Annotated in this window: 17 protein-coding genes; 10 read left to right on the plus strand and 7 right to left on the minus strand. The window is 73.5% G+C overall.

Annotated features, from left to right (window positions below; translation table 11 throughout):
• Positions 1 to 118: 118 nt before the first annotated feature.
• The 10 genes from KBY19_RS10300 (at position 119) to KBY19_RS10345 (ending at position 11,562) form a co-directional block, all read left to right on the plus strand.
• On the plus strand, positions 119 to 1,144 hold the full coding sequence (locus KBY19_RS10300; protein WP_210965630.1) for a LacI family DNA-binding transcriptional regulator: 1,026 nt from the start codon (positions 119 to 121) through the stop codon (positions 1,142 to 1,144).
• Positions 1,141 to 2,205, plus strand: coding sequence for a carbohydrate ABC transporter permease (locus KBY19_RS10305; protein WP_099879757.1), 1,065 nt, complete (start codon positions 1,141 to 1,143; stop codon positions 2,203 to 2,205). The genes KBY19_RS10300 and KBY19_RS10305 overlap by 4 nt, the downstream gene beginning before the upstream one ends.
• Positions 2,202 to 3,089: a carbohydrate ABC transporter permease gene (locus KBY19_RS10310; RefSeq protein ID WP_099879759.1), complete on the plus strand. Its 888-nt coding sequence runs from the start codon at positions 2,202 to 2,204 to the stop codon at positions 3,087 to 3,089. The genes KBY19_RS10305 and KBY19_RS10310 overlap by 4 nt, the downstream gene beginning before the upstream one ends.
• Positions 3,089 to 4,426, plus strand: coding sequence for an ABC transporter substrate-binding protein (locus tag KBY19_RS10315; protein WP_099879761.1), 1,338 nt, complete (start codon positions 3,089 to 3,091; stop codon positions 4,424 to 4,426). The genes KBY19_RS10310 and KBY19_RS10315 overlap by 1 nt, the downstream gene beginning before the upstream one ends.
• A gap of 197 nt (positions 4,427 to 4,623) precedes the next feature.
• Positions 4,624 to 5,604, plus strand: coding sequence for an ADP-ribosylglycohydrolase family protein (locus KBY19_RS10320; RefSeq protein ID WP_247690830.1), 981 nt, complete (start codon positions 4,624 to 4,626; stop codon positions 5,602 to 5,604).
• Positions 5,601 to 6,839, plus strand: coding sequence for an ADP-ribosylglycohydrolase family protein (locus tag KBY19_RS10325; protein WP_180289605.1), 1,239 nt, complete (start codon positions 5,601 to 5,603; stop codon positions 6,837 to 6,839). The genes KBY19_RS10320 and KBY19_RS10325 overlap by 4 nt, the downstream gene beginning before the upstream one ends.
• Positions 6,836 to 8,011: an ADP-ribosylglycohydrolase family protein gene (locus tag KBY19_RS10330; RefSeq protein WP_099886416.1), complete on the plus strand. Its 1,176-nt coding sequence runs from the start codon at positions 6,836 to 6,838 to the stop codon at positions 8,009 to 8,011. The genes KBY19_RS10325 and KBY19_RS10330 overlap by 4 nt, the downstream gene beginning before the upstream one ends.
• Complete coding sequence (locus KBY19_RS10335) at positions 8,008 to 9,468, plus strand: ADP-ribosylglycohydrolase family protein (RefSeq protein ID WP_210956049.1); 1,461 nt, start codon at positions 8,008 to 8,010, stop codon at positions 9,466 to 9,468. Before KBY19_RS10330 ends, KBY19_RS10335 begins: the two co-directional genes overlap by 4 nt.
• A complete protein-coding gene (locus KBY19_RS10340; RefSeq protein WP_210965632.1) occupies positions 9,461 to 10,669 on the plus strand; it encodes a CaiB/BaiF CoA-transferase family protein in 1,209 nt (402 codons plus the stop codon). Before KBY19_RS10335 ends, KBY19_RS10340 begins: the two co-directional genes overlap by 8 nt.
• A 68-nt stretch (positions 10,670 to 10,737) precedes the next feature.
• Positions 10,738 to 11,562, plus strand: a complete 825-nt coding sequence (locus KBY19_RS10345; RefSeq protein ID WP_247690831.1) for a CoA ester lyase — start codon at positions 10,738 to 10,740, stop codon at positions 11,560 to 11,562.
• A gap of 16 nt (positions 11,563 to 11,578) precedes the next feature.
• On the opposite strand, the gene KBY19_RS10350 is transcribed toward KBY19_RS10345, so the two are convergent.
• The 7 genes from KBY19_RS10350 to KBY19_RS10380 form a co-directional block, all read right to left on the minus strand.
• Entirely contained in the window at positions 11,579 to 12,310 is a 732-nt protein-coding gene (locus KBY19_RS10350; protein ID WP_099879772.1) for a VIT1/CCC1 transporter family protein, read from the minus strand.
• A 102-nt stretch (positions 12,311 to 12,412) separates the two neighbouring features.
• A complete protein-coding gene (gene mnhG / locus KBY19_RS10355) occupies positions 12,413 to 12,811 on the minus strand; it encodes a monovalent cation/H(+) antiporter subunit G (protein ID WP_185016599.1) in 399 nt (132 codons plus the stop codon).
• 22 nt (positions 12,812 to 12,833) lie between these two features.
• On the minus strand, positions 12,834 to 13,289 hold the full coding sequence (locus tag KBY19_RS36360; protein ID WP_307842469.1) for a monovalent cation/H+ antiporter complex subunit F: 456 nt from the start codon (positions 13,287 to 13,289) through the stop codon (positions 12,834 to 12,836).
• Entirely contained in the window at positions 13,280 to 13,864 is a 585-nt protein-coding gene (locus tag KBY19_RS10365; RefSeq protein ID WP_099879773.1) for a Na+/H+ antiporter subunit E, read from the minus strand. The genes KBY19_RS36360 and KBY19_RS10365 overlap by 10 nt, the downstream gene beginning before the upstream one ends.
• Positions 13,861 to 15,534, minus strand: coding sequence for a Na+/H+ antiporter subunit D (locus tag KBY19_RS10370; RefSeq protein WP_185019356.1), 1,674 nt, complete (start codon positions 15,532 to 15,534; stop codon positions 13,861 to 13,863). Before KBY19_RS10370 ends, KBY19_RS10365 begins: the two co-directional genes overlap by 4 nt.
• Positions 15,535 to 15,592: 58 nt before the next feature.
• On the minus strand, positions 15,593 to 16,225 hold the full coding sequence (locus tag KBY19_RS10375) for a Na(+)/H(+) antiporter subunit C (protein WP_210965634.1): 633 nt from the start codon (positions 16,223 to 16,225) through the stop codon (positions 15,593 to 15,595).
• Complete coding sequence (locus KBY19_RS10380) at positions 16,222 to 19,335, minus strand: Na+/H+ antiporter subunit A (RefSeq protein WP_307843487.1); 3,114 nt, start codon at positions 19,333 to 19,335, stop codon at positions 16,222 to 16,224. The genes KBY19_RS10375 and KBY19_RS10380 overlap by 4 nt, the downstream gene beginning before the upstream one ends.
• Positions 19,336 to 19,417: the final 82 nt, after the last annotated feature.

Genomic DNA, 19,417 nt, shown 5'->3' on the forward strand with positions numbered 1-19,417 from the left:
CCGGCGTGCACGACCCCTTGACGTACGGGAGGCCCGGCCCCACTATCTGTAAACGTTTTCAGTCGCTGTAAAGGTTTACAGCCGATTCCCGGCCACTACCGCGAAGGGGCGAGCAGTGATGCCTGAGGGCGGACCACCGACCATCGTGTCCATCGCGGAACGGGCGGGCGTCTCGATCGCCTCGGTCTCCCGGGTCCTCAACGGCGTCGGCGCACGCCCGGAGACCGTACGGCGGGTCGAGCGGGCCGCGGCCGAGCTCGGCTACGTACCCAACGCCGTGGCCCAGTCCCTCAAGGGCGGTCGCACCAAGCAGCTGACGTTCGCCATGCAGGACATCGGCAACCCCGTCTACGTCGCGATGGTCCGGCAGATCCAGGCCGTCACCAGGGCAGCCGGCTACCGGCTGCTGCTGCACTCGACCGATGCCGTCCTGGAGGAGGAACTGGCCGTCGTACGCAGCCTCGGTGACCGCACCAGCGACGGACTCATCCTGTGCCCCATCCGCATCACGCCCGAACATATCGAGGTGCTCAAGTCCGCCGCGGGTCCGGTCGTCGTCATCGGATCGCTGCCCGGCGACGTGCCGGTGGACGCCGTCGCCGCCGACTCGGTGACCGGCGCCCGACTGGCCGTCACCCACCTCGCGGAGACGGGCCGAGAGCGCATCGCCTTCCTCAACGGCCCGCTGGACACGGTGCCGGGACACAACCGCCGCCAGGGCTACCTCAAGGCGCTCGCGGACCACGGCATCGTGCCGGAGCCCGCGCTGGAGCGCGCCACCTCCTTCGGACTGGCGGCCGGCCGCGCGGCGATGCTGGACCTGCTCGACTCCGGCGCCGCCCCCGACGCCGTCTTCTGCGCCAACGACCAACTCGCGCTCGGCGCCGGGCAGGCCGCGCACGAGCGGGGGCTGCGCATACCCGAGGACCTGGCCCTCGTCGGCATGGACGACAGCGAACTGGCCCGCGCCGGCTGGCCTCCGCTCACCAGCGTGGACCTGGGGTCGGAGGAGCGCGGTCGGGCAGCGGCCCGGATGCTGCTCGAACGGCTCGCCCAGGACGCCACGGCGGCGCGCCGGATCACCACCGATCCACGGCTCGTCGTGCGGGCCTCCTCCGCGCCGCGGAGAGGCTCCGCCTCATGAGCGGCGCGGAGGAGCGTACCCGGCACGAGGGGATACGCCCCGCCAAGGGTGCGGGGAACCCCTCCCCTGGGGGCACCTCCCTGCTCGAAGAATCCGGGGGAGGACCTGCAGCCGGTGGACGACGGGCAGGGGCACCCCCTCCCCGTACGCCCGCGGCCCGCAAGCGGCTGCTCGGGCTGGACCATGGCGCCTGGTTCCTGCTGCTGCCCGCGCTGCTCCCCATCCTGGTGCTGAGCGTGGGGCCGCTGCTGTACGCGGTCTCGCTCTCCTTCACCGACGCACAGGCCGGGCGCACCGTGCGCACCGACTTCGTCGGCGTGGCCAACTTCGCCGATCTGCGCCTGGACTCGCTGTTCTGGGAGTCGTTCCGGATCGGCCTGGTGTGGGCCGTGTCGGTGACCGCGCTGCAACTGCTGCTGGCCCTCGGGCTTGCGCTGCTGCTCAACCAGAATCTGCGGTTCCGCTGGCTGGCCCGCACCCTGGCTCTCGTCCCCTGGGCCATGCCGGAGGTCGTCGTCGGCGTCATGTGGCGACTCGTCTACCACCAGGACGCGGGCATCCTCAACAAGACGCTGCGGCAGCTGGGGATGCTCGGCGAGGGCTCGGGCAACATCGACTGGCTGACCAACATCTCGCTCGCGCTGCCCGCCGTCATCCTCGTCGGCGTCTGGGCGGGCATGCCGCAGACCACCGTCGTCCTGCTGGCCGGGCTGCAGAACGTGCCCCACGAACTGACCGAGGCAGCACAGCTGGACGGAGCAGGAGTGTGGCGGCGGTTCGCCGCGGTGACCTGGCCCGCGCTCAAGCCGGTGGCGCTGGCCATCACCGCGCTCAACTTCATCTGGAACTTCAACTCCTTCGGGCTGGTGTATGTGCTCACCCAGGGCGGCCCGGGCGGGCAGACGCGGCTGCCGATGCTGTTCGCCTACGAGGAGGCGTTCAAGTACGGGCAGTTCGGCTACGCCGCCGCGATGGGCGTCGTGATGATCGCCGTGGTCGCCGTGTTCCTCACGCTGTTCCTGCGCAAGCGGCTGAAGGGCTCCGAGGAGGAGGCGGTATGAGCGCACCGAGCACCGGCGTCACCCGTGGATGCGCCCCGCCCGCCCGGCGGCGGGCCCGGCGGTTCGCGGGCCGCGCCGGACAGTACGCGGCGCTGCTGGCCTATCTGGTCTTTCTCGCCTTCCCGCTGGTGTGGCTGCTGTCCACGTCGTTCAAGTCGCCCACGGAGCTGGGGAAGATCGACCCGACCTGGATTCCGCAGCACCCCACCCTGGAGAACTTCCGCTCCGCCTTCGAGGCGCAGCCGCTGGCCCGCTCGGCGCTCAACAGCCTGATCGTGGCGAGCGGCGCGACGCTCGTCTCGGTCGTGATCGCGGTGCCCGCCGCCTATGTGCTGGTCAGGCACCGCTCCAGGGTGGGCGGCGCCGCGAACGGCTGGGTGCTGGTCAGCCAGATGTTCCCGTTCGTACTGGTGATCATCCCGCTGTTCCTCGTGCTGAAGAACCTCCACCTGATCGACTCGGTGGGCGGGCTGATCATCGTGTACGTCGTCTGGAATCTGCCGTTCGCGCTGTGGATGCTCCAGGGCTATGTGCGCGCGGTGCCCGTCTCGCTCGAAGAGGCGGCCGCGGTCGACGGAGCCGGCCGGCTGCGCATCCTGCGCAGTGTCGTGCTGCCGCTGCTGGCACCAGGGCTGGTGGCCACGCTGATGTTCTCCTTCGTCACCGCCTGGAACGAGTTCTTCTTCGCCCTTGTGCTGCTCAAGTCCCCGGAGAACCAGACGATGTCCGTCATCCTCACCCGCTTCCTCGGCGCCGAGGGGGTCGCCGATCTGGGCCCGCTGGCCGCCGCATCGGTGCTGGCGACCGTCCCCAGCCTGCTGTTCTTCGCACTGCTCCAGCGGCGGCTCGCCGCCGGGATGCTGGCAGGGGCGGTGAAGGGCTGATGCGCCGCAGCACACCCACCGCCCGCCCGGCCGTCGCGGCCCTGCTGGCCTGCACACTGCTCGCCTCCTGCGGGGGCGGCGACGGGGACGACGCCGCCGGCACCGTCACCCTCGACTACTACAGCCTCGCCTGGCAGAAGGAGTCCGTCGCGGCCAACAAGAAGCTGGTCGCGCAGTGGAACAGGACGCACAAGAAGGTGAAGGTCCGCTATGTGCAGGGGGCCTGGGAGAGCGTCCACGACCAGTTGCTCACCTCTTTCGAGGGCGGCGAGGCGCCCGACATCATCCACGACGACGCCAGCGACCTGACCGACTTCGCCTACGGCGGCTACCTCGCCGATCTGCGCCCGTATCTGCCGAAGGCCACCCGCGCCGCCATCCCGCGGCCCAGTTGGGAGTCGGTGACGATGAACGGCGGCCGCGTCTACGGAGTGCCGTTCCTCCAGGAGCCCCGGGTGATCATCGCCAACCGGAAGCTGCTGGAGCGCTCCGGCGTGCGCATACCGACGGCGGCCAAGCCGTGGACCTGGCGCGAGTTCGAGCGGGTCGCCGAGAAGCTGACCCGCGACAAGGACCACAACGGCAGACCGGAGCGGTACGGCACCGTGTGGACGATGAAGGAGCCGGTCAAGCAGACGGTCAACCTGGCGCTGTCCACCGGCGGAAAGGTCTTCACCAAGGAGCGGACGGACGAGGGCACCAAGAACGTGGTCCGCTTCGCGGCGCGGGACTCGGCCATCAGCCGGCTGATCCGCCGCCAGGTCGAGGAGGACCGGACGGCGCCCAGGAGCGGACTCGGCATGGGCGGCTCCGACGCGCTGCCCGGCTTCTTCGCCGGTCGCTACGCGATGGCCCCGCTCAACTTCTCCTACCGGCAGCAGGTGCAGCAGCAGGCCCCGGACGGTTTCGAGTGGACCGTGCTGCCGCTGCCCCGGGGCGAGCGTCCCGGCGAGAACGTCCAGGGCGTCGTCCCGCAGACCCTCTCGGTGGCGCAGGAGAGCCGGCACAAGCGGGCCGCGGCCGACTTCGTCGCTTATATGACCACGCCCGAGCACCAGGTCGAACTCGCCAAGGGTGACTGGCTGCTGCCCACCGCCACCGAGGCGCTGAAGGACCCGGCCGTCAACCGGCGCGAGGACGGCTGGAACACCGGCGCGCGGACGGCCGGCACCCTGCGCCCGTCACCGACGCTCGGCGTACGGGGTTACGCCGAGTGGTCGGACAAGGTCGCCACCCCCGCCTTCCAGCGCTACTACAACGGCGACACCGACCTGGGGACGCTGCGCGACTCCCTCGTCGACGACGGCAATCTCATACTCAACCGCTACCAGCGCTAGGGCACGCACGGCACGCACAGAAAGAGCAGCGCATGAGCGCCGAGCACTCGGCCGCAGCACCGACCGCACCACCGCCCTCTCCTCCCTCACCCACGCCACCACCCACCCCCGTACCGGTACCCGTCCCAGCAACCGCCACCGCGACCGTCCCCATTCATCCCCTCGCCCCCACCCCCATCGATCGCGCCCGGGGAGCCATGGTCGGGCTCGCCGTCGGTGACGCGCTCGGTGCCCCCGCCGAGAACATGAAACCCTCGCAGATCCGTGAACGCTGGGGCCGGATCGAGGGGTTCGTCCGCGACGACCCGGCCGGTACCGACGACACCGAGTACGCCATCTTCTCCGGGCTGCTGCTGGCCGAACACGGCTCGGCCCTCTCGGTCGCGCACGTGGAGGCCGCCTGGCACCACTGGATCGCCGACCTGGAAGGGGACGGCACGGGCTCCTTCCGCGGCGCGGGGTTCAGCGAGCGCGGCACCCTGGAGAACCTGCGCCGGGGCCTGGCGGCGCCCATCTCCGCACAGCACCGGCACGCCTGGAGCGACGGACGGGCCATGCGCGCCGCGCCGTTCGGCGTCTTCGCCGCGGGCCGGCCGGCCGAGGCCGCGCGGCTGGTGTCCATCGACGGCACCGTCAGCCACGAGGGCGAGGGCATCTACGGCGGACGGGCCGTCGCGGCCGGGGTGGCCGCCGCCATGGTGAGCGACAGTCCGGGCGCCGTCGTCCAGGCCGCGCTGTCGGTCATCCCCGAGGACGCCTGGACCTCCCGGTCCCTGCAGCGGGCCGTGTCGGCGGCACGGCGCGCCCCGCTGCGGCCGAACGCCACCCGGTTGAGCGTCGAGCGGGCCGTGCGCTCCTCCGTCGTCATCGGCGGCTACCCGTGGACGGATCTGGCGCCAGAAGCCATCGGACTGGCCTTCGGCGCCTTCACCGCCGCCCGCGGGGACTTCACCGGCTCGGTGCTCACCGCCGTCAACATGGGGCGCGACGCCGACACCACGGCGGCCGTCGCCGGGGCGCTGGCGGGCGCCCTCCGCGGCGAGTCGGCCATCCCCGCGCAGTGGGCCGCCGCGATCCGACCGGCCCGCGGCAGCTGTCTGCCCGCCATGGCCGGGCGTCACGTCCGCGACATCGCCGACCGGCTGGCCCCGGTCCACGACGCGCGGGACGCCTCATGAGCTGCGTCACCGCCGCGCCGCGGCCCACCGGCCCGCCCGGTGGTGACGGCGCCGCGCGGATCGAGGGACTGCTGCTGGGGCTGGCCGCCGGGGACGCGGCGGGCTGGCCCTCCGGGCGGCACCGCGCGGCCCGGCTGCCGGACTGGACGCGCAGACTGACCCGCGAACTCGACACGTTCGCCGAACAGAACGCCACCACGACGCTGCCGGTGCCCATCGCGCTCAACCAGCCGCCAGAGCCGCTGCGTCTGGGCCCGTCCGACGACGCGGAGTGGGCGGCCTTCACCGCACACGCCGTGCTGTCGGCCGACGCCGCGGGCCACAGCGACCTCACCCCCGACCAGCGGGTGCGCGCGGCACTGACCCTGGCGTGGAACGCGCTGGCCGACGAGGTCGCGGCGGCGGCCGAGCAGGCCGAGGAGATCGAGTCGGCCCAGATCCCGCTGCGGGCCCGGATCTCCGTGCGCGCCGGCCTGGGCAACCTGGCCGCGGGGCTCAGGCCGCCGGCCACCGGCCACGACAACCCGCACTACTTCGACGACGCCGCGTGCGTACGCGCCGCCGTACTGGCCGTCGTCCACCCCGGCGACCCCGCCTCGGCGGCGGCGCTCGCCGAGTTCGACGCCCGCTACTCCCAGGACGACGACGGGGTGCACGGCGCCCGTGCGATGGCCGCGGCCGTCGCGGTGGCGCTGGCCGGCGGCCGGACCGGTGCCTGTGTACAGGCGGCGCTCGACCAACTGCCGGAGGGCACCGAGATCCGCCGCAACACGCTGCACGCCGTACGGCTGGCGCGCCAGGCGCTGCGGGAGAACGCGTCGGGGCCCGGCAGTGCCTTCGCGCTCGTCCCCGTCCTGGAGCACGGGATCGTCGACCACGTCTACAGCTACGGCATCGCCGCCGCCGAGACCGTGCCCGTGGCGCTCGCCGTGGCGACGGCCGCGCGGGGCTCGCTCAGCGCCGCCGTACCCGCCGCCGCGTGTCTGTCCCGGGTGGCCGACTCGGCGCCCGCGCTGACCGGAGCGCTGGCGGGCGCGCTCGGCGGCTGCGCCGCGGTGCCCGCCTCCTGGCGGGACAGCTGCCGGCAGCTGTCGGGCTGCGCGCTGCCGCAGTTCGCCGGCACCGATCTGGTGGAGACCGCACGGCGGTTGGCCGCCCACCATCTGCTCCCGGTCCCGGCCGACGCACCACCGGACCCCGCCACGCCCCTCGCCCCGGAAGGACCACTGGAATGAGTTCTGCTCACGCACCGAACCGTGCACTGCCCTCGCTGGAGGAGCGCGCCGTGGGCTGCCTGGTGGGCGCCGCTGTCGGTGACGCGCTGGGCGGCCCGGTCGAAGGCTGGACCCCGGAGGCCATCGCCGAGCGGCACGGCGGCCGGGTGAGGGGCATCGTCGAGCCGTTCCACAAGGACCGGTGGCGGACGGCCCGGCCCATCGCGCCGTACCACAAGGGTGATGGGCACGTCACCGACGACACCCTCATGACGCACGCCCTGGTCCGCGTCTACGAGACGGTGCGCGACCATCTGGACGCCTACGCCGTCGCCGACCATCTGGTGCCCGACCTCATCGGCTCGCCCCGCTGGATCCCCGAGCTGGAGGCGGAGGCGCTGCTGCTGCAGCGGATCTTCCTCGCCGAGAAGTGGCTGGTGGCCCGGCTGCACTACGGCCATGTCGACCCCCGTGAGGCGGGGACCGGCAACATCGTCAACTGCGGGGCGGCGATGTACATGGCGCCGGTCGGGGTCGTCAACGCGGGCAACCCGGACGCCGCCTACGGGGAGGCGCTGGACGTGGCGGGGGCCCACCAGTCCTCGTACGGGCGGGAGGCGGCCGGGGTGTTCGCCGCCGCCGTGGCCGCGGCGCACCGGCCGGACGCCACCCCCGAGTCGGTCGTCGAGGAGTCGCTGCGGCTCGCCAAGGACGGTACCCGTGCCGCCATAGCCGCGGTCTGCGAGACGGCCGGACGGTACGACGACTGGGAGGCGGCGCTGGCCCCGCTGCGGGAGGCCGTCGCCCCCTTCGACACCGTGGGCGCCGACTACCGCAACCCGTCGCTGGGTGCTCGCCGGCCCTCGCGGCTGCACGCCATCGAGGAGCTGCCGATAGCGCTCGGCATGCTGCTGGTCGGCGCCGGTGACTACCGGGCCACCGTGCTCGGCTCCGTCAACTACGGGCGGGACTGCGACTCGATCGCCTCGATGAGCGGTGCCCTGGCCGGCGCCCTGCGCGGCGGGGCCGCCGTCCCCGCCGAGTGGAGCGAGCGGATCGCCGCCGCCAGCAGACTCGATCTGCACTCCCCCGCGGTGTCGCTGGCCGCGGTGGCCCGCGAGGTGTTCGCCCGGGACGTGGCGCGCAGGCGGGCCCACGAGGCGGCGTTCGAGGCGCTGGGAGGAGGGCGATGAGCGGCGGCGCACCGGGCGCGGAGGGCTCCGGCAGCGCGCCCGGCACGGCACAGGCCGCAGCGCTGCGTCTCACCTGGGTGCAGCCCGAGGATCTGGTCGGGCACGAGCTGCGGCAGGCGGCCGAGGACGGGCGGGACGCCTCGGCGGTCGAGCGGCGCTGGCTGGCCGCGGGAGGCGGGCCGGCGCCGGAGCGCGCCGGCGCGTCCGCCGGTGGAGCCGATCCCGGACTGCGGTCGCTCGCCGAGGAGTTGCTGGACGAGTTGGCACGGCTGGAGAGTCCGTCGGCTCCGGACGAGCCGACCGGTCTGGCGGCGATCCGAGCCGCCTGCCCCGACTGGCCCACCGGCCGCCGCGCGGTGCGGCCCGGGCTCGAAGGGCGGCTGCACGCCGCCTGGTCGGGCCGGGCCGCCGGGTGTGTGCTGGGCAAGCCCGTGGAGAAGGTGTCGCTGGCGGGCATCAGGGCGCTGGCCCGGGCCACCGGGAACTGGCCGCTGACCGGCTGGTTCACCGCACACGGGCTCGATCCGGCGACGGCCGCCGCACATCCCTGGAACCGCCGCTCGGCCGCCAACTCGCTCGCCGAGAACATCGACGGGGCGCCCGAGGACGACGACCTCAACTACCCGCTGCTGGGCATCCTGCTCCTGGAGCGGTACGGCCACGGGTTCAGCACCGCCGACGTGGCGCGGCTGTGGCTGGACGAGCTGCCGGCCGGCCGTACGTTCACCGCCGAGCGCGTGGCCTACCGGAATCTGCTGGCCGGGGTCGAGCCGCCGGACACGGGGACGTACCGGAACCCGTTCCGGGAGTGGATCGGCGCCCAGATCCGCGCCGACATCTTCGGCTGGACCCACCCGGGCGATCCCGGGGCCGCTGCCGAGGCCGCGTGGCGGGACGCGGTGCTCACCCATACCGCGAACGGCGTCTACGGCGCGATGTTCGTGGCGGCGGCGCTGGCCCGTGCGGCGGGCGGGGGCCCGGACGTCGACGTGGACGCCTGCCTGGCGGCGGGGCTGTCCGTGGTGCCGCCCGCCTCCCGGTACGCGGCCGCGGTGCGCGCCGGCGCCGCCGCGGCGCATGCGGCCCGGGACGGCGGCGTGGCCGGATTCGAACCCGTGGTCGACGAGCTGCACGAGGCGTACGGCGGCCACCACTGGGTCCATGTGCTGCCCAACGCGGCGCTGGTGGCAGCGGCCCTGACCCATGCGCGCGGCGACTTCGACGGTGCCGTGCGCCGGGTGGTGTCGGGCGGCTGGGACACCGACTCGAACGGGGCGACCGCCGGGTCCTTGGCCGGGCTGCTGGCGGGCTCCCCCGCCGCGCTGCCCGCCCGCTGGACGGACCCGCTGCGCAACCGGCTGGCGACGAGCGTCGGCGCACTGGACGGCATCGGCTTCGACGCGCTGGCCTCCCGCACGGCCGCGCTGAGCGTGAAAGGAGCACCGCACCATGTCTGACGGCACCTCATCCGCCGCGCCGCTCGACCGACTCCGCGTCCTGGACTGCGCCACCCTCTTCGCGGGGCCGCTGGCGGCCACCATGCTCGGCGACTTCGGCGCCGAGGTCATCAAGGTCGAACACCCGCACAAGCCCGACCCGTCCCGGGGGCACGGCCCGAGCAAGGACGGGATCGGCCTGTGGTGGAAGCTGCTGGGCCGCAACAAGAGGACCATCGCCCTGGATCTGTCCTGCGCCGAGGGGCGCGACGTACTGCTGAGGCTCGCCGCCGGGGCGGATGTCGTGGTGGAGAACTTCCGCCCCGGCACCCTGGAGCGGTGGGGGCTGGGGTGGGAGGAGCTGTCCGCGGCCAACCCGCGGCTCGTGCTGGCCAGGGTGACCGGCTTCGGCCAGTTCGGCCCGTACGCGCACCGCCCCGGGTTCGGCACCCTCGCCGAGGCGATGAGCGGTTTCGCGGCGCTCACCGGTGAGCCGGACGGGCCGCCGACCCTGCCACCGTTCGGCCTGGCGGACTCGATCGCCGCGCTGTCCACCGCGTACGCCGTCATGACCGCGCTGGCCGGCCGGGAGCGCACCGGGCGGGGCCAGGTGGTGGACATGGCCATCATCGAGCCGATGCTGACCGTGCTGGGCCCGCATCCCGTCTGGTACGACCAGCTCGGCTACGTCCAGCCGCGCACCGGCAACCGGTCGGCCAACAACGCGCCCCGCAACACCTACCGCACGGCCGACGGCCGGTGGGTCGCGGTCTCCACCTCCGCGCAGTCCGTGGCCGAGCGGGTGCTGCGGTTGGTGGGGCGCCCCGAGTTCCTGGCCGAGCCGTGGTTCTCCACCGGTGCGGGCCGTGCCGCGCACGCGGCGGAGTTGGACGAGGCGGTCGGCGGCTGGATAGCCCGCCACGACCGCGAGGAGGTGCTCCGCGCTTTCGAGGAGGCCCAGGCCGCTGTCGCCCCCGTCTACGACGTCCGCGACGTGCTGGCCGACGAGCAGTACCGCGCCCTGGGTTCGATCACCGAGGTCGAGGACGAGGAGCTCGGCACCGTGGCGATGCAGAACGTCCTCTTCCGGCTCTCCGAGACGCCCGGCGGAATCCGCTGGGCGGGCCGCGCGCACGGGGCCGACACCGACGAGGTGCTCTCGGGTCTCGGCCTGACGAGGGAGCAGATCGACACGCTGCGGGAGGCAGGTGTGGTGCGGTGAAGTCCTCCCCGGCGGCCCCGGCGGCGCACACCACCGCAGCGACCCCTTCCGGGACCCCTGCGACCTGGCTGACCTGGCTCTATGTTCCCGGGGACCGGCCCGAGGTGGTCACCAAGGCGCTGCACTCGGGCACCGATGTGGTGCTGGTCGACCTGGAGGACGCCGTCGCGCCCGAGCGCAAGGCGTACGCCCGTGCCGCCACCGCGGAACTGCTGGCGGACGGCCCGCCCGGCCCGGTCCCCGTCCATGTGCGGGTCAACGACCTGGACGGTCCCCTCGCCGAGGGGGACATCCGCACGCTGGCGCCCCTGCCGGGGCTCGCCGGGCTGCGGCTGCCGAAGGTGACGGACGCGGACCAGCTGCGGCGCGCCGTCGGCTGGGTGCCGTCGGCGGACGACGTACCGCCGCTGTACGCCCTGTTGGAGTCGGCGCTGGGTGTGGAGTACGCCTTCGAGATCGCCACCGGGCACCCCGCGGTGGACGGCATCGCCCTGGGAGAGGCCGATCTGCGTGCCGATCTGGGGGTGCCGAGCGGCTCGGCCGGCGGTCTGGAGTACGCACGGGGGCGGGCGGTGGTCGCCGCGCGGGCCGCCGGGCTGGCGCCCCCGCCCCAGTCGGTGTACCCCGACGTACGGGACACCGAGGGGCTGGCCCGCGACTGCGCGGAGGGGCGGGCGCGCGGGTTCCTCGGGCGGACGGCGATCCATCCGCGGCAGCTGCCCGTCATCGAGGAGGCGTACCGGCCCAGCACGCAGGAGGTGGCGGCGGCGGAGGAGATCGTGACGGCCGCCGCCACCGAAGCGGGGGCGCTGGCGCTGCCGGACGGGCGCTTCGTCGACCCGGCCGTCGTCGCGGGGGCCCGCCGCACACTGTCGCTGGCCCGCCGCCGCTGACCCGTCCGCCGTCCGGCTATCCGACCGCGACCCCGAACAAGGCGCCCAGCCCGTAGGTGACCGCGGCAGCGGCGGCGCCCAGGCCCAGTTGGCGGGCGCCGCTGAACCACCAACTGCGGGCGGTGACCCGGGCGACGACCGCCCCGCACACGAACAGCCCCGTCAGCGCGAGCAGCACAGCGGGCCACAGTGCGGTGGTCCCGAACAGGTAGGGCAGCACGGGCAGTACGGCGCCCAGGGCGAAGGACAGGAACGAGGAGACGGCCGCGACGGTCGGCGAGGGCAGATCGGCGGGGTCGATGCCCAGCTCTTCGCGGGCGTGTATCTCCAGCGCCTGCTCCGGGTCGCGGTGCAGCTGCTTGGCGACCTTCATGGCCAGCTCGGCGTCGACCCCGCGCGACTCGTACAGGGCGGCCAGCTCCTTGACCTCCTCACCGGGGCTGCGGCGCAGCTCGCGCCGCTCGATCTCCAGCTCGGCCTGGACCAGTTCGCGCTGCGAGGCGACGGAGGTGTACTCCCCGGCGGCCATCGAGAAGGCGCCGGCCGCCAGCCCGGCGAGACCGGCGATGACGATGGTCTGCGAGGAGGCGGCACTGCCCGCCACGCCGGTCATCAGACCGAGGTTGGAGACCAGCCCGTCCATCGCGCCGAAGACGGCGGGCCGCAGCCAGCCGCCGTTGACGTCGCGGTGGGTGTGGTTGTCGCGGTGTGCGACATGGGTCGGGTCGGTGACTCCGGCATGGGACATGGCCGGTACGGCTCCTTCGCTTCGGACTGCAGACGGGCGGGGCGCCCACTGTTCGAAGCGTAGGCACGAAGCGCCTTCCGCTGCCAGCAAGGAAGGCCGTACTTACCCCGTTGACCTGGGATTCTCCCCGGGATCCCCCGGGTCTCGGTCGGCGGCCGCGGTACGAAGTGCCTCCGCCAGCTCGTCGCGGACCAGTCCCTCCCGGTCCAGCCGTCCGGTCCGATAGGCGGCACGGCCCACCATGTGCGCGGCCACCGGTGAGGTCAGCAGCTGGAAGAGGCCGACGAGCAGCAGGGTGCACAGGTCGATGGGGCTGCGCAGCCAGAGCCCGGCACCGATCAGGACCAGCAGCAGGCCGAAGGACTGCGGCTTGGTCGCGGCGTGCATCCGGCTGAGGACGTCCGGCAACCGCAGCAGCCCGATCCCGGCCAGCAGGCACAGCAAGGCGCCCACCAGCATGCACAGGGCGCCCCCGGCGTCGGCCACCTCCCCCCAGCTCATCGCGGCTCCCGGGATGTGGGCTTCATGGCTCCTCCGGTGGTGGTCCGGGCCGTCGCGGGCCGTCGTCGGGCGCGGAGTTCCCCCCGGCACCGCCCGCTTGCCCGCCGGCGCTCTCCTGGGCGGCGCCCTGGTCGCCCCGGCTCTCCTCTCCGGTGCCCTCGCTCACGTCCACGTCCTCGGTCCCGGCCTCGTCGCGCAGCGCCATGAAGCGGGCGACGCCGACCGAGCCGGTGAAGCCGAGGAAGGAGAGGACCAGGAGCACCGGCAGATAGAAGGAGTTGCCCCGGACCGCCGACTGGAGGGCGATACCGGCCATCACCACGGCGACCAGCACATCGAGGGCGACGGCCCGGTCCAGGGTCGAGGGTCCTCGCGCCATCCGCAGGGTGACCAGCAGCCCGGCGGCCAGCAGCAGCGCCGCGATCACCGCCGCGACCGTCTCGTAGGCCGCCGAAGGGGCGGCTGCCGTCACCGCCACCGGCCGAACACCTCCTGGGCGGTCTCGGAGGCCCGGATGGCGGCGACGTCGGCGGCGGTGCCGAAGGCCTCCACGACGCGGGTCTCCAGGCGCAGCGCGTCCCGTCGGGCGCGCGCCAGATCCTCCTCCCGGTCGCCGCCGAGCACATGCAGGTAGAGGGTTCCCGACCGGCGGTCGACCTCCAGGACGGTGCTGCCGGGTACGGCGGTGACGGCGACGGCCGTCGCGGTCAGCAGCAGGTCGCCGGGGCAGCGCATCCGCACCGCGAGCACGGCGCAGCGCGGGCGGCCGAGGGCGAGGATGGAGCGGTTGATCCGCCAGCTGGAGACGACCATGTCCAGCGCGAACCGGGCGACGAACCGCAGGATGCCGAGCGGGTGCGGATGGGACTGCTTCTCGATGGGCGGCAGCGGGAAGACCAGCACCACCAGCAGCGCGACCAGTACCCCGGTCACGATGTTGGCCGGGGTGGGGGTGCCCCACAGCAGCAGCCACAGCAGGGTCAACCCGAGCACCATGGGCCACTGGGTGGCGCGCAGCCGACTGGCCTCCGGCAGCCGTTGAGGGGCCGTCATCCGCCGATCACCGCCTCGACGTAGGGGGTACGCGCGAGCAGTTCGCCGGCCGCGCGGTCGGTCAGTGCGAACAGCGGTCCCGCGAGCACGGTGAAGGCCAGTCCGAACAGTACGAGGGCCGTGGTGGCAGCGGCCATGCTGACGGGGAGCGAGCTGGTGGTGGTGATCTCCTGACCACCGAAGGTGGCCGTCACCCGGCGCGGCGCCAGCAGCCCGAGGCCGCCGGCGGGCCAGTCGCCGCCGCCCGTCGGGGTGTCCCGGGCGGCGGCGCCCCGGGCGGCGGCGTCCGGGACGTCCGAAGCGTCCTCCTCCGTCGATTCCAGCACCGTCCCGGCAGCGCACATCTCGGGTGTGGCGGCGCGCCAGAATGCCAGATTCCACGCCTTGGCCAGCGCGTACAGGGTGAGGAGGCTGGTGACCGTGCTGCCCGCGACCAGGACGTAGGCGAGGACCCCGCCGTCGTCCACACCGGCCCGCATCAGCCCCAACTTGCCGAGGAAGCCGGAGAGCGGCGGAATGCCGGCGAGGTTCAGTGCGGGGACGAGGAACAGCACGGCCAGCAGCGGGGAGAGCCGCACCAGGCCGCCGAGGCTTTGCAGGTCGGTCGTTCCACTGCGGCGTTCGACCAGCCCGGCGACGAGGAAGAGGGTGGTCTGCACGGTGATGTGGTGGGCGACGTAGAAGACGGCGCCGGAGATGCCGTCGGGGCTGGCCAGTCCGATCCCGAAGAACATGTATCCCATATGGCTGACGAGAGTGAAGGACAGCAGCCGTTTCAGGTCCGTCTGTGCGACGGCGCCGAGGATGCCGACCAGCAGCGACAGCAGCGCCACGACCAACAGGACGGTGTCGATGCCGGTCCCGGGGAACAACAGCGTCTGGGTGCGGAGCGCGGCATAGACACCGACCTTGGTCAGCAGTCCCGCGAAGACCGCGGTCACCGGCGCCGGGGCCGTGGGGTAGGAGTCGGGCAGCCAGGCGGCGAGCGGGAAGACGGCGGCCTTGATGGCGAAGACTCCGAGCAGGGCGACCTGGATGACCATGGCCACGCTGCTGGGCAAGGCGTCGAGCCGGGCGGGCAGTTGGGCCATGGTCACGGTGCCGGTGGCGGCGTACACCATGGCGACGGCGGCCAGGAACAGCATGGACGACAGCAGCGAGACGATCGCGTAGGTGGCACCCGCGCGGATGCGCGCCAGGGTGCCGCCGATGGTCATCAGCACATAGCTGGCCGTCAGCATCAGCTCGAAGCCGACGTAGAGGTTGAACAGGTCCCCGGCCAGGAAGGTGTCCGAGACCCCGGCGACCAGCACCAGATAGGAGGGGTGGAAGACGGACAGCGGGGTGGTGTCGTCGTTGTCCGCCATGCCCTGGCCGACGGAGTAGACGAGTACGCACAGCGTCACGGACGAGGAGATCACCAGCATCAATGCGGAGAGCCGGTCGGCGACCAGGACGATGCCCACCGGCGGGGCCCACCCTCCGGCGAACATCACCTGCGGTCCGTGCCGGTCGGCGGCGATCAGCAGCAGCAGCGAGACGATCAGCACGGCGAGCAGCACGGCAGCGCTGATGAACCGCTGCACGCGTTCGAGTCTCGCGCCGATGGCCAGTTTGAGCCCCGCGGCGCACAGGGGGAGGATCACCGGGAGGGGCACCAACGACTCCACCCCGCTCATCGCGGCCCCCTCTCCGCGCCGGGTCGCCGAGGGCTGCGGGCGGGCGCGCTCATCGGTCCGCGCCCAGGATGGTCTGCCACGGGTCGTCCTCCCCTACGATCTCCTCCGCCGTCTCCTCGGCGCGCGCCTGCCGGGCTCGGAAGACCCGCGCGTCGGCGCGGGCGCGCCGGCGCAGTCCGCGGTACCGGTCGCGGGCCGTGCCCAGCCGCTCGTAGGCGCTGCGTTCACGGGCCTCGCGCTCTTCCTCGTCGTGCGCCAGGGCGCGGTACTCGTGGCGTCGTTTGCGGTAGGCGGCGCGCAGCCGCTCCCGTTCCTCGGCGTACGTGGCGCGGCGTACGACGCGGATGTCCTCGATGTCGTCGGGTACGTCGTCGTTTCCGGAGTGCTGCCAGGCGCGGTAGGCCATGGTCGCCAGGAACGCCGTCAGCGCGAGGGTGATGACGATGGCGGTGAGGATGAACGCCTGCGGCAGCGGATCGGCGATCGTCTCGCGCGCGGTGCCCGGGTGCAGCAGCGCGGCGTTGCCCTGGGGACCTGAGGTGGCGAGGACCAGAAGGTTGACGCCGTTGCCGATGAGCACGGCCCCCAGCAGGATGCGGGTCAGCGGGCGGGCCAGCAGCAGCGCCGTACCGCAGGAGAACAGCACTCCGCCGCAGCCCACCAGCGCGACCGTCCCCGTCATCGCGACCGCTCCTGCCTGGTGCCGGACGGGCTCCCCGCACCGGACGCGTCGCCCGTGCCGGACGGGCCCGTACCGTGGCGCTCTCGCTCCAGGCGCCGGTCGATCTCCGAGCCGAGGCTGCGCAGGACGTCGAGGACGACGCCGAGCACGAGCAGATAGACGCCGGTGTCGAAGAGCACGGGGCTGGCCGCGTGGAACGGTCCGACGAGCCAGAAGTCGCCGGTCACCTTGCCGGAGGCCAGCACGGCGCCGCCCAGTCCGAGCCCGGCCAGACCGGTGCCGGTGATGATCAGCAGCCCCAGTCCGAGCAGGAACCCGGCGTCCACGGGTGCGGCAGCCGCCAGTTCCAGCCGTCCGCCCGCCAGATAGCGCACGGCCAGCGCGAGTCCGGCCACCAGTCCCGCGGTGAAGCCGCCGCCGGGCTGGTTCTCGGCGGAGAAGAGCAGATAGAGGGAGAGCACCAGGATCGGGTGGAAGACCAGTCGGGCCATCACCTCGAACATCACCGAGCGGCCCTCGGGCGCCAGCGTGGCGCCGGCCGCCAGCCAGGTGCGGCGGGGCGCGACGGGCGAGCGGTGCGGAGGGCGGGCGCCGAGGCGCCCCGGCAGCTTCCAGGCGTCCCGGCGCCCGGTGGGCAGCCGGTGGGCCCCGGTCTCCGCGGCTTCGGGAGGGCGGTCGAGGGCGACGCTCGCCGAGCCGGCCGACTGGGCACCGGGTGGTCTTCCGGGCCCCGCGACGGGCGCGGTCGGGGCGGGGCCGTCGACGGGGTGTTCGGCGCCGGGGACGGGATGGGCGACGGGCACCCGGGCACGGCGGCGCAGATAGACCAGGCTGGTGACCCCGACGGCGGCGACGGCCAGCACCGCCGACTCGCCCATGGTGTCCCAGGCCCGCAGGTCCACCAGGGTGGTGGCCACCACGTTCCGGACGCCCTCGTGCTCCGTGGCGGAGAGCAGTTCCGGGCCGGAGGGCGCAGCGGTGCGGGCCGCGAGCGAGAGGTGGAGCAGCCCGGCCAGCAGGCCGCCGGCTGCGACGGAGACGACGAGCTGCACGCCCCTCCGCGTGCGCCACCTGCTGCTGCCGTCGGGAAAGCGCGCCGGAAGTCTGCGCAGCACGAGTACGAAGACGATGAGCGAGACGGTCTCGACGGCGAACTGGGTCAGCGCCAGGTCGGGCGCGCCGTGCAGCACGTAGAGGAGTGCGGCGCCGTAGCCGGTGATGCCCGCCAGGACGGCCGCCTTCAGCCGCTGGCGTGCCACCACGCACAGCACCGCGACCGCCGCGACCCCGGCTGCGACGGCCAGCTGCGGGAACGAGTCGTACCAGCGCACCGGCTCCAGATCCGGCCATGGCCCCCCGGCCACCAGTTGCGCGGTCTCGAAGCCGAGCAGGACGACGAGGGCGGTGCCCAGATAGACGGGCAGCGAGCCGCGCTGCACGGCGCCGGTGACCTGGAGGGAGACGCGCTCCAGCGCCCACAGCGCCCGGGCGAACACCTGGTCGCCGTCGACGTGTGCGAGCCGGTCCCCCAGGGCGGCCAGCTGCCGCCCGGCGAGGAAGACGGCGGCGCCCAGCACCCAGGAGAGGGCCGAGAGTCCCAGCGCGGTGCCCCAGCCGTGCCACAGCGCCAGGTGGTAGCGGGCGCCTTCGACGGGGAAGACATCGGCGTACCGGCCCAGCAGCGGGTCCAGCCATGCCACGCCGGGCCCCAGCACGAGCCCGGCCAGCGCGCACACCAGCGCGGGTCCCAGCAGCAGTGACCCGGCGCGGGCGTCCGGGGACACGGTCACCGGCTCCATCGGCGGGGTGCCGCACTCCTTGCGGGCGAAGGCCCCCCACAGGAAGCGCAGCGTGTACGCGGTGGTCAGCGCCGACCCGGCGACGACGGCACACAGCGCCCACGCCTCGGCCGTCCTCGCCCCCAGCAGCGCCGAGACGGCCGCCTCCTTGGCGGCGAACCCGAGCAGTGGTGGCAGCCCCGCCATCGACAGCCCGGCGCACACGGCGACGGCGCACAACACGGGCTGCGCCCGTCCGACACCGGAGAGCCGGTCGAGATCACGGGTGCCGGTGAGGTGGTCGATGATGCCGACGACGAGGAAGAGGGGTGCCTTGAACAGCGCGTGCGCCAGGATCACATCGGCCCCGGCCAGCGCCGCGTCCCGGGTGCCGTCGCCGACCAGCACGGTGAGGAGGCCGAGCTGGCTGACGGTGCCGTAGGCCAGCAGCAGCTTCAGGTCCTTCTCGCGCAGTGCCCGCCAGCCGCCAAGCAGCATGGTGACGCTGCCCAGCACCAGCACCAGCGGCCGCCAGGGCGGTACGTCGGCGAAGGCGGGCGCGAGCCGCGCGATCAGATAGATCCCGGCCTTGACCATGGCGGCGGCGTGCAGATAGGCGGAGACGGGCGTGGCGGCGGCCATCGCCCCGGGCAGCCAGAAGCTGAACGGCCACACGGCGGACTTGGACAGCGCCCCCACCAGCACCAGTACGAGGGCGCCCGAGACCAGTGCGGAAGCACCGGGCGGGTCGGCGAGCAGCCGTGAGATCCGGTAGGTGCCGGCCGCCTGCCCCAGCATCAGGAAGCCGACGAGCATCACCAGTCCGCCGAGCGTGGTGACCAGCAGCGCCTGCAGCGCGGCCCGGCGGTTGGTGCGGTGTTCGGAGCTGTGCCCGATGAGCAGGAAGGAGAAGACCGAGGTGAGTTCCCACAGCACGTACAGCACGATCAGGTCGTCGGCCAGCACCAGGCCGAGCATGGACCCGGCGAAGGCGGTCAGCGACCCGGCGAAGGCACCGAGCCGTGGCGCGTCGCGGTCGAAGTAGGCCGCGCAGTAGACCATCACCAGGGCCCCGACGCCCCCGGCGATCAGCACCATCACCAGTGCGAGCGCGTCGCAGCGCAGGGCGATACCGACGCCGAGCGCGGGGATCCAGTCGGTGTGCTCCTCCAGTGCACCGCCGTCCACGACCTGGCTGTAGTGCGCCGTGGCCCAGCCCGCCGCACCGGCGGGTGCCAGCGCGAGCGGCAGGAAGGCGCGCGGACCGAGCCACCGCACCAGTGGCCCGGCACAGCAGGCGGCCGCGAAGTGGACGACGATCAACCACAGCACGCACCGAGAATTGCACACATAAGCGCGCAATTCGGACAGGCGGCTCGCCCCCTGCCCTCGCAGGGGGCGAGCGGGTCAGGGT

This window comes from Streptomyces sp. B15 (genome assembly GCF_018070605.1).
GTDB lineage: Bacteria > Actinomycetota > Actinomycetes > Streptomycetales > Streptomycetaceae > Streptomyces > Streptomyces smyrnaeus.

What these genes read in the sequence shown, in the direction of transcription:
- KBY19_RS10300 (WP_210965630.1), top strand. Translation starts at nt 119, where the DNA reads ATGCCTGAGGGCGGACCACCGACCATCGTGTCCATCGCGGAACGGGCG.
- KBY19_RS10305 (WP_099879757.1), top strand. Translation starts at nt 1,141, where the DNA reads ATGAGCGGCGCGGAGGAGCGTACCCGGCACGAGGGGATACGCCCCGCC.
- KBY19_RS10310 (WP_099879759.1), top strand. Translation starts at nt 2,202, where the DNA reads ATGAGCGCACCGAGCACCGGCGTCACCCGTGGATGCGCCCCGCCCGCC.
- KBY19_RS10315 (WP_099879761.1), top strand. Translation starts at nt 3,089, where the DNA reads ATGCGCCGCAGCACACCCACCGCCCGCCCGGCCGTCGCGGCCCTGCTG.
- KBY19_RS10320 (WP_247690830.1), top strand. Translation starts at nt 4,624, where the DNA reads ATGGTCGGGCTCGCCGTCGGTGACGCGCTCGGTGCCCCCGCCGAGAAC.
- KBY19_RS10325 (WP_180289605.1), top strand. Translation starts at nt 5,601, where the DNA reads ATGAGCTGCGTCACCGCCGCGCCGCGGCCCACCGGCCCGCCCGGTGGT.
- KBY19_RS10330 (WP_099886416.1), top strand. Translation starts at nt 6,836, where the DNA reads ATGAGTTCTGCTCACGCACCGAACCGTGCACTGCCCTCGCTGGAGGAG.
- KBY19_RS10335 (WP_210956049.1), top strand. Translation starts at nt 8,008, where the DNA reads ATGAGCGGCGGCGCACCGGGCGCGGAGGGCTCCGGCAGCGCGCCCGGC.
- KBY19_RS10340 (WP_210965632.1), top strand. Translation starts at nt 9,461, where the DNA reads ATGTCTGACGGCACCTCATCCGCCGCGCCGCTCGACCGACTCCGCGTC.
- KBY19_RS10350 (WP_099879772.1), bottom strand. Translation starts at nt 12,310, where the DNA reads ATGTCCCATGCCGGAGTCACCGACCCGACCCATGTCGCACACCGCGAC.
- mnhG (WP_185016599.1), bottom strand. Translation starts at nt 12,811, where the DNA reads ATGAGCTGGGGGGAGGTGGCCGACGCCGGGGGCGCCCTGTGCATGCTG.
- KBY19_RS10365 (WP_099879773.1), bottom strand. Translation starts at nt 13,864, where the DNA reads ATGACGGCCCCTCAACGGCTGCCGGAGGCCAGTCGGCTGCGCGCCACC.
- KBY19_RS10375 (WP_210965634.1), bottom strand. Translation starts at nt 16,225, where the DNA reads ATGACGGGGACGGTCGCGCTGGTGGGCTGCGGCGGAGTGCTGTTCTCC.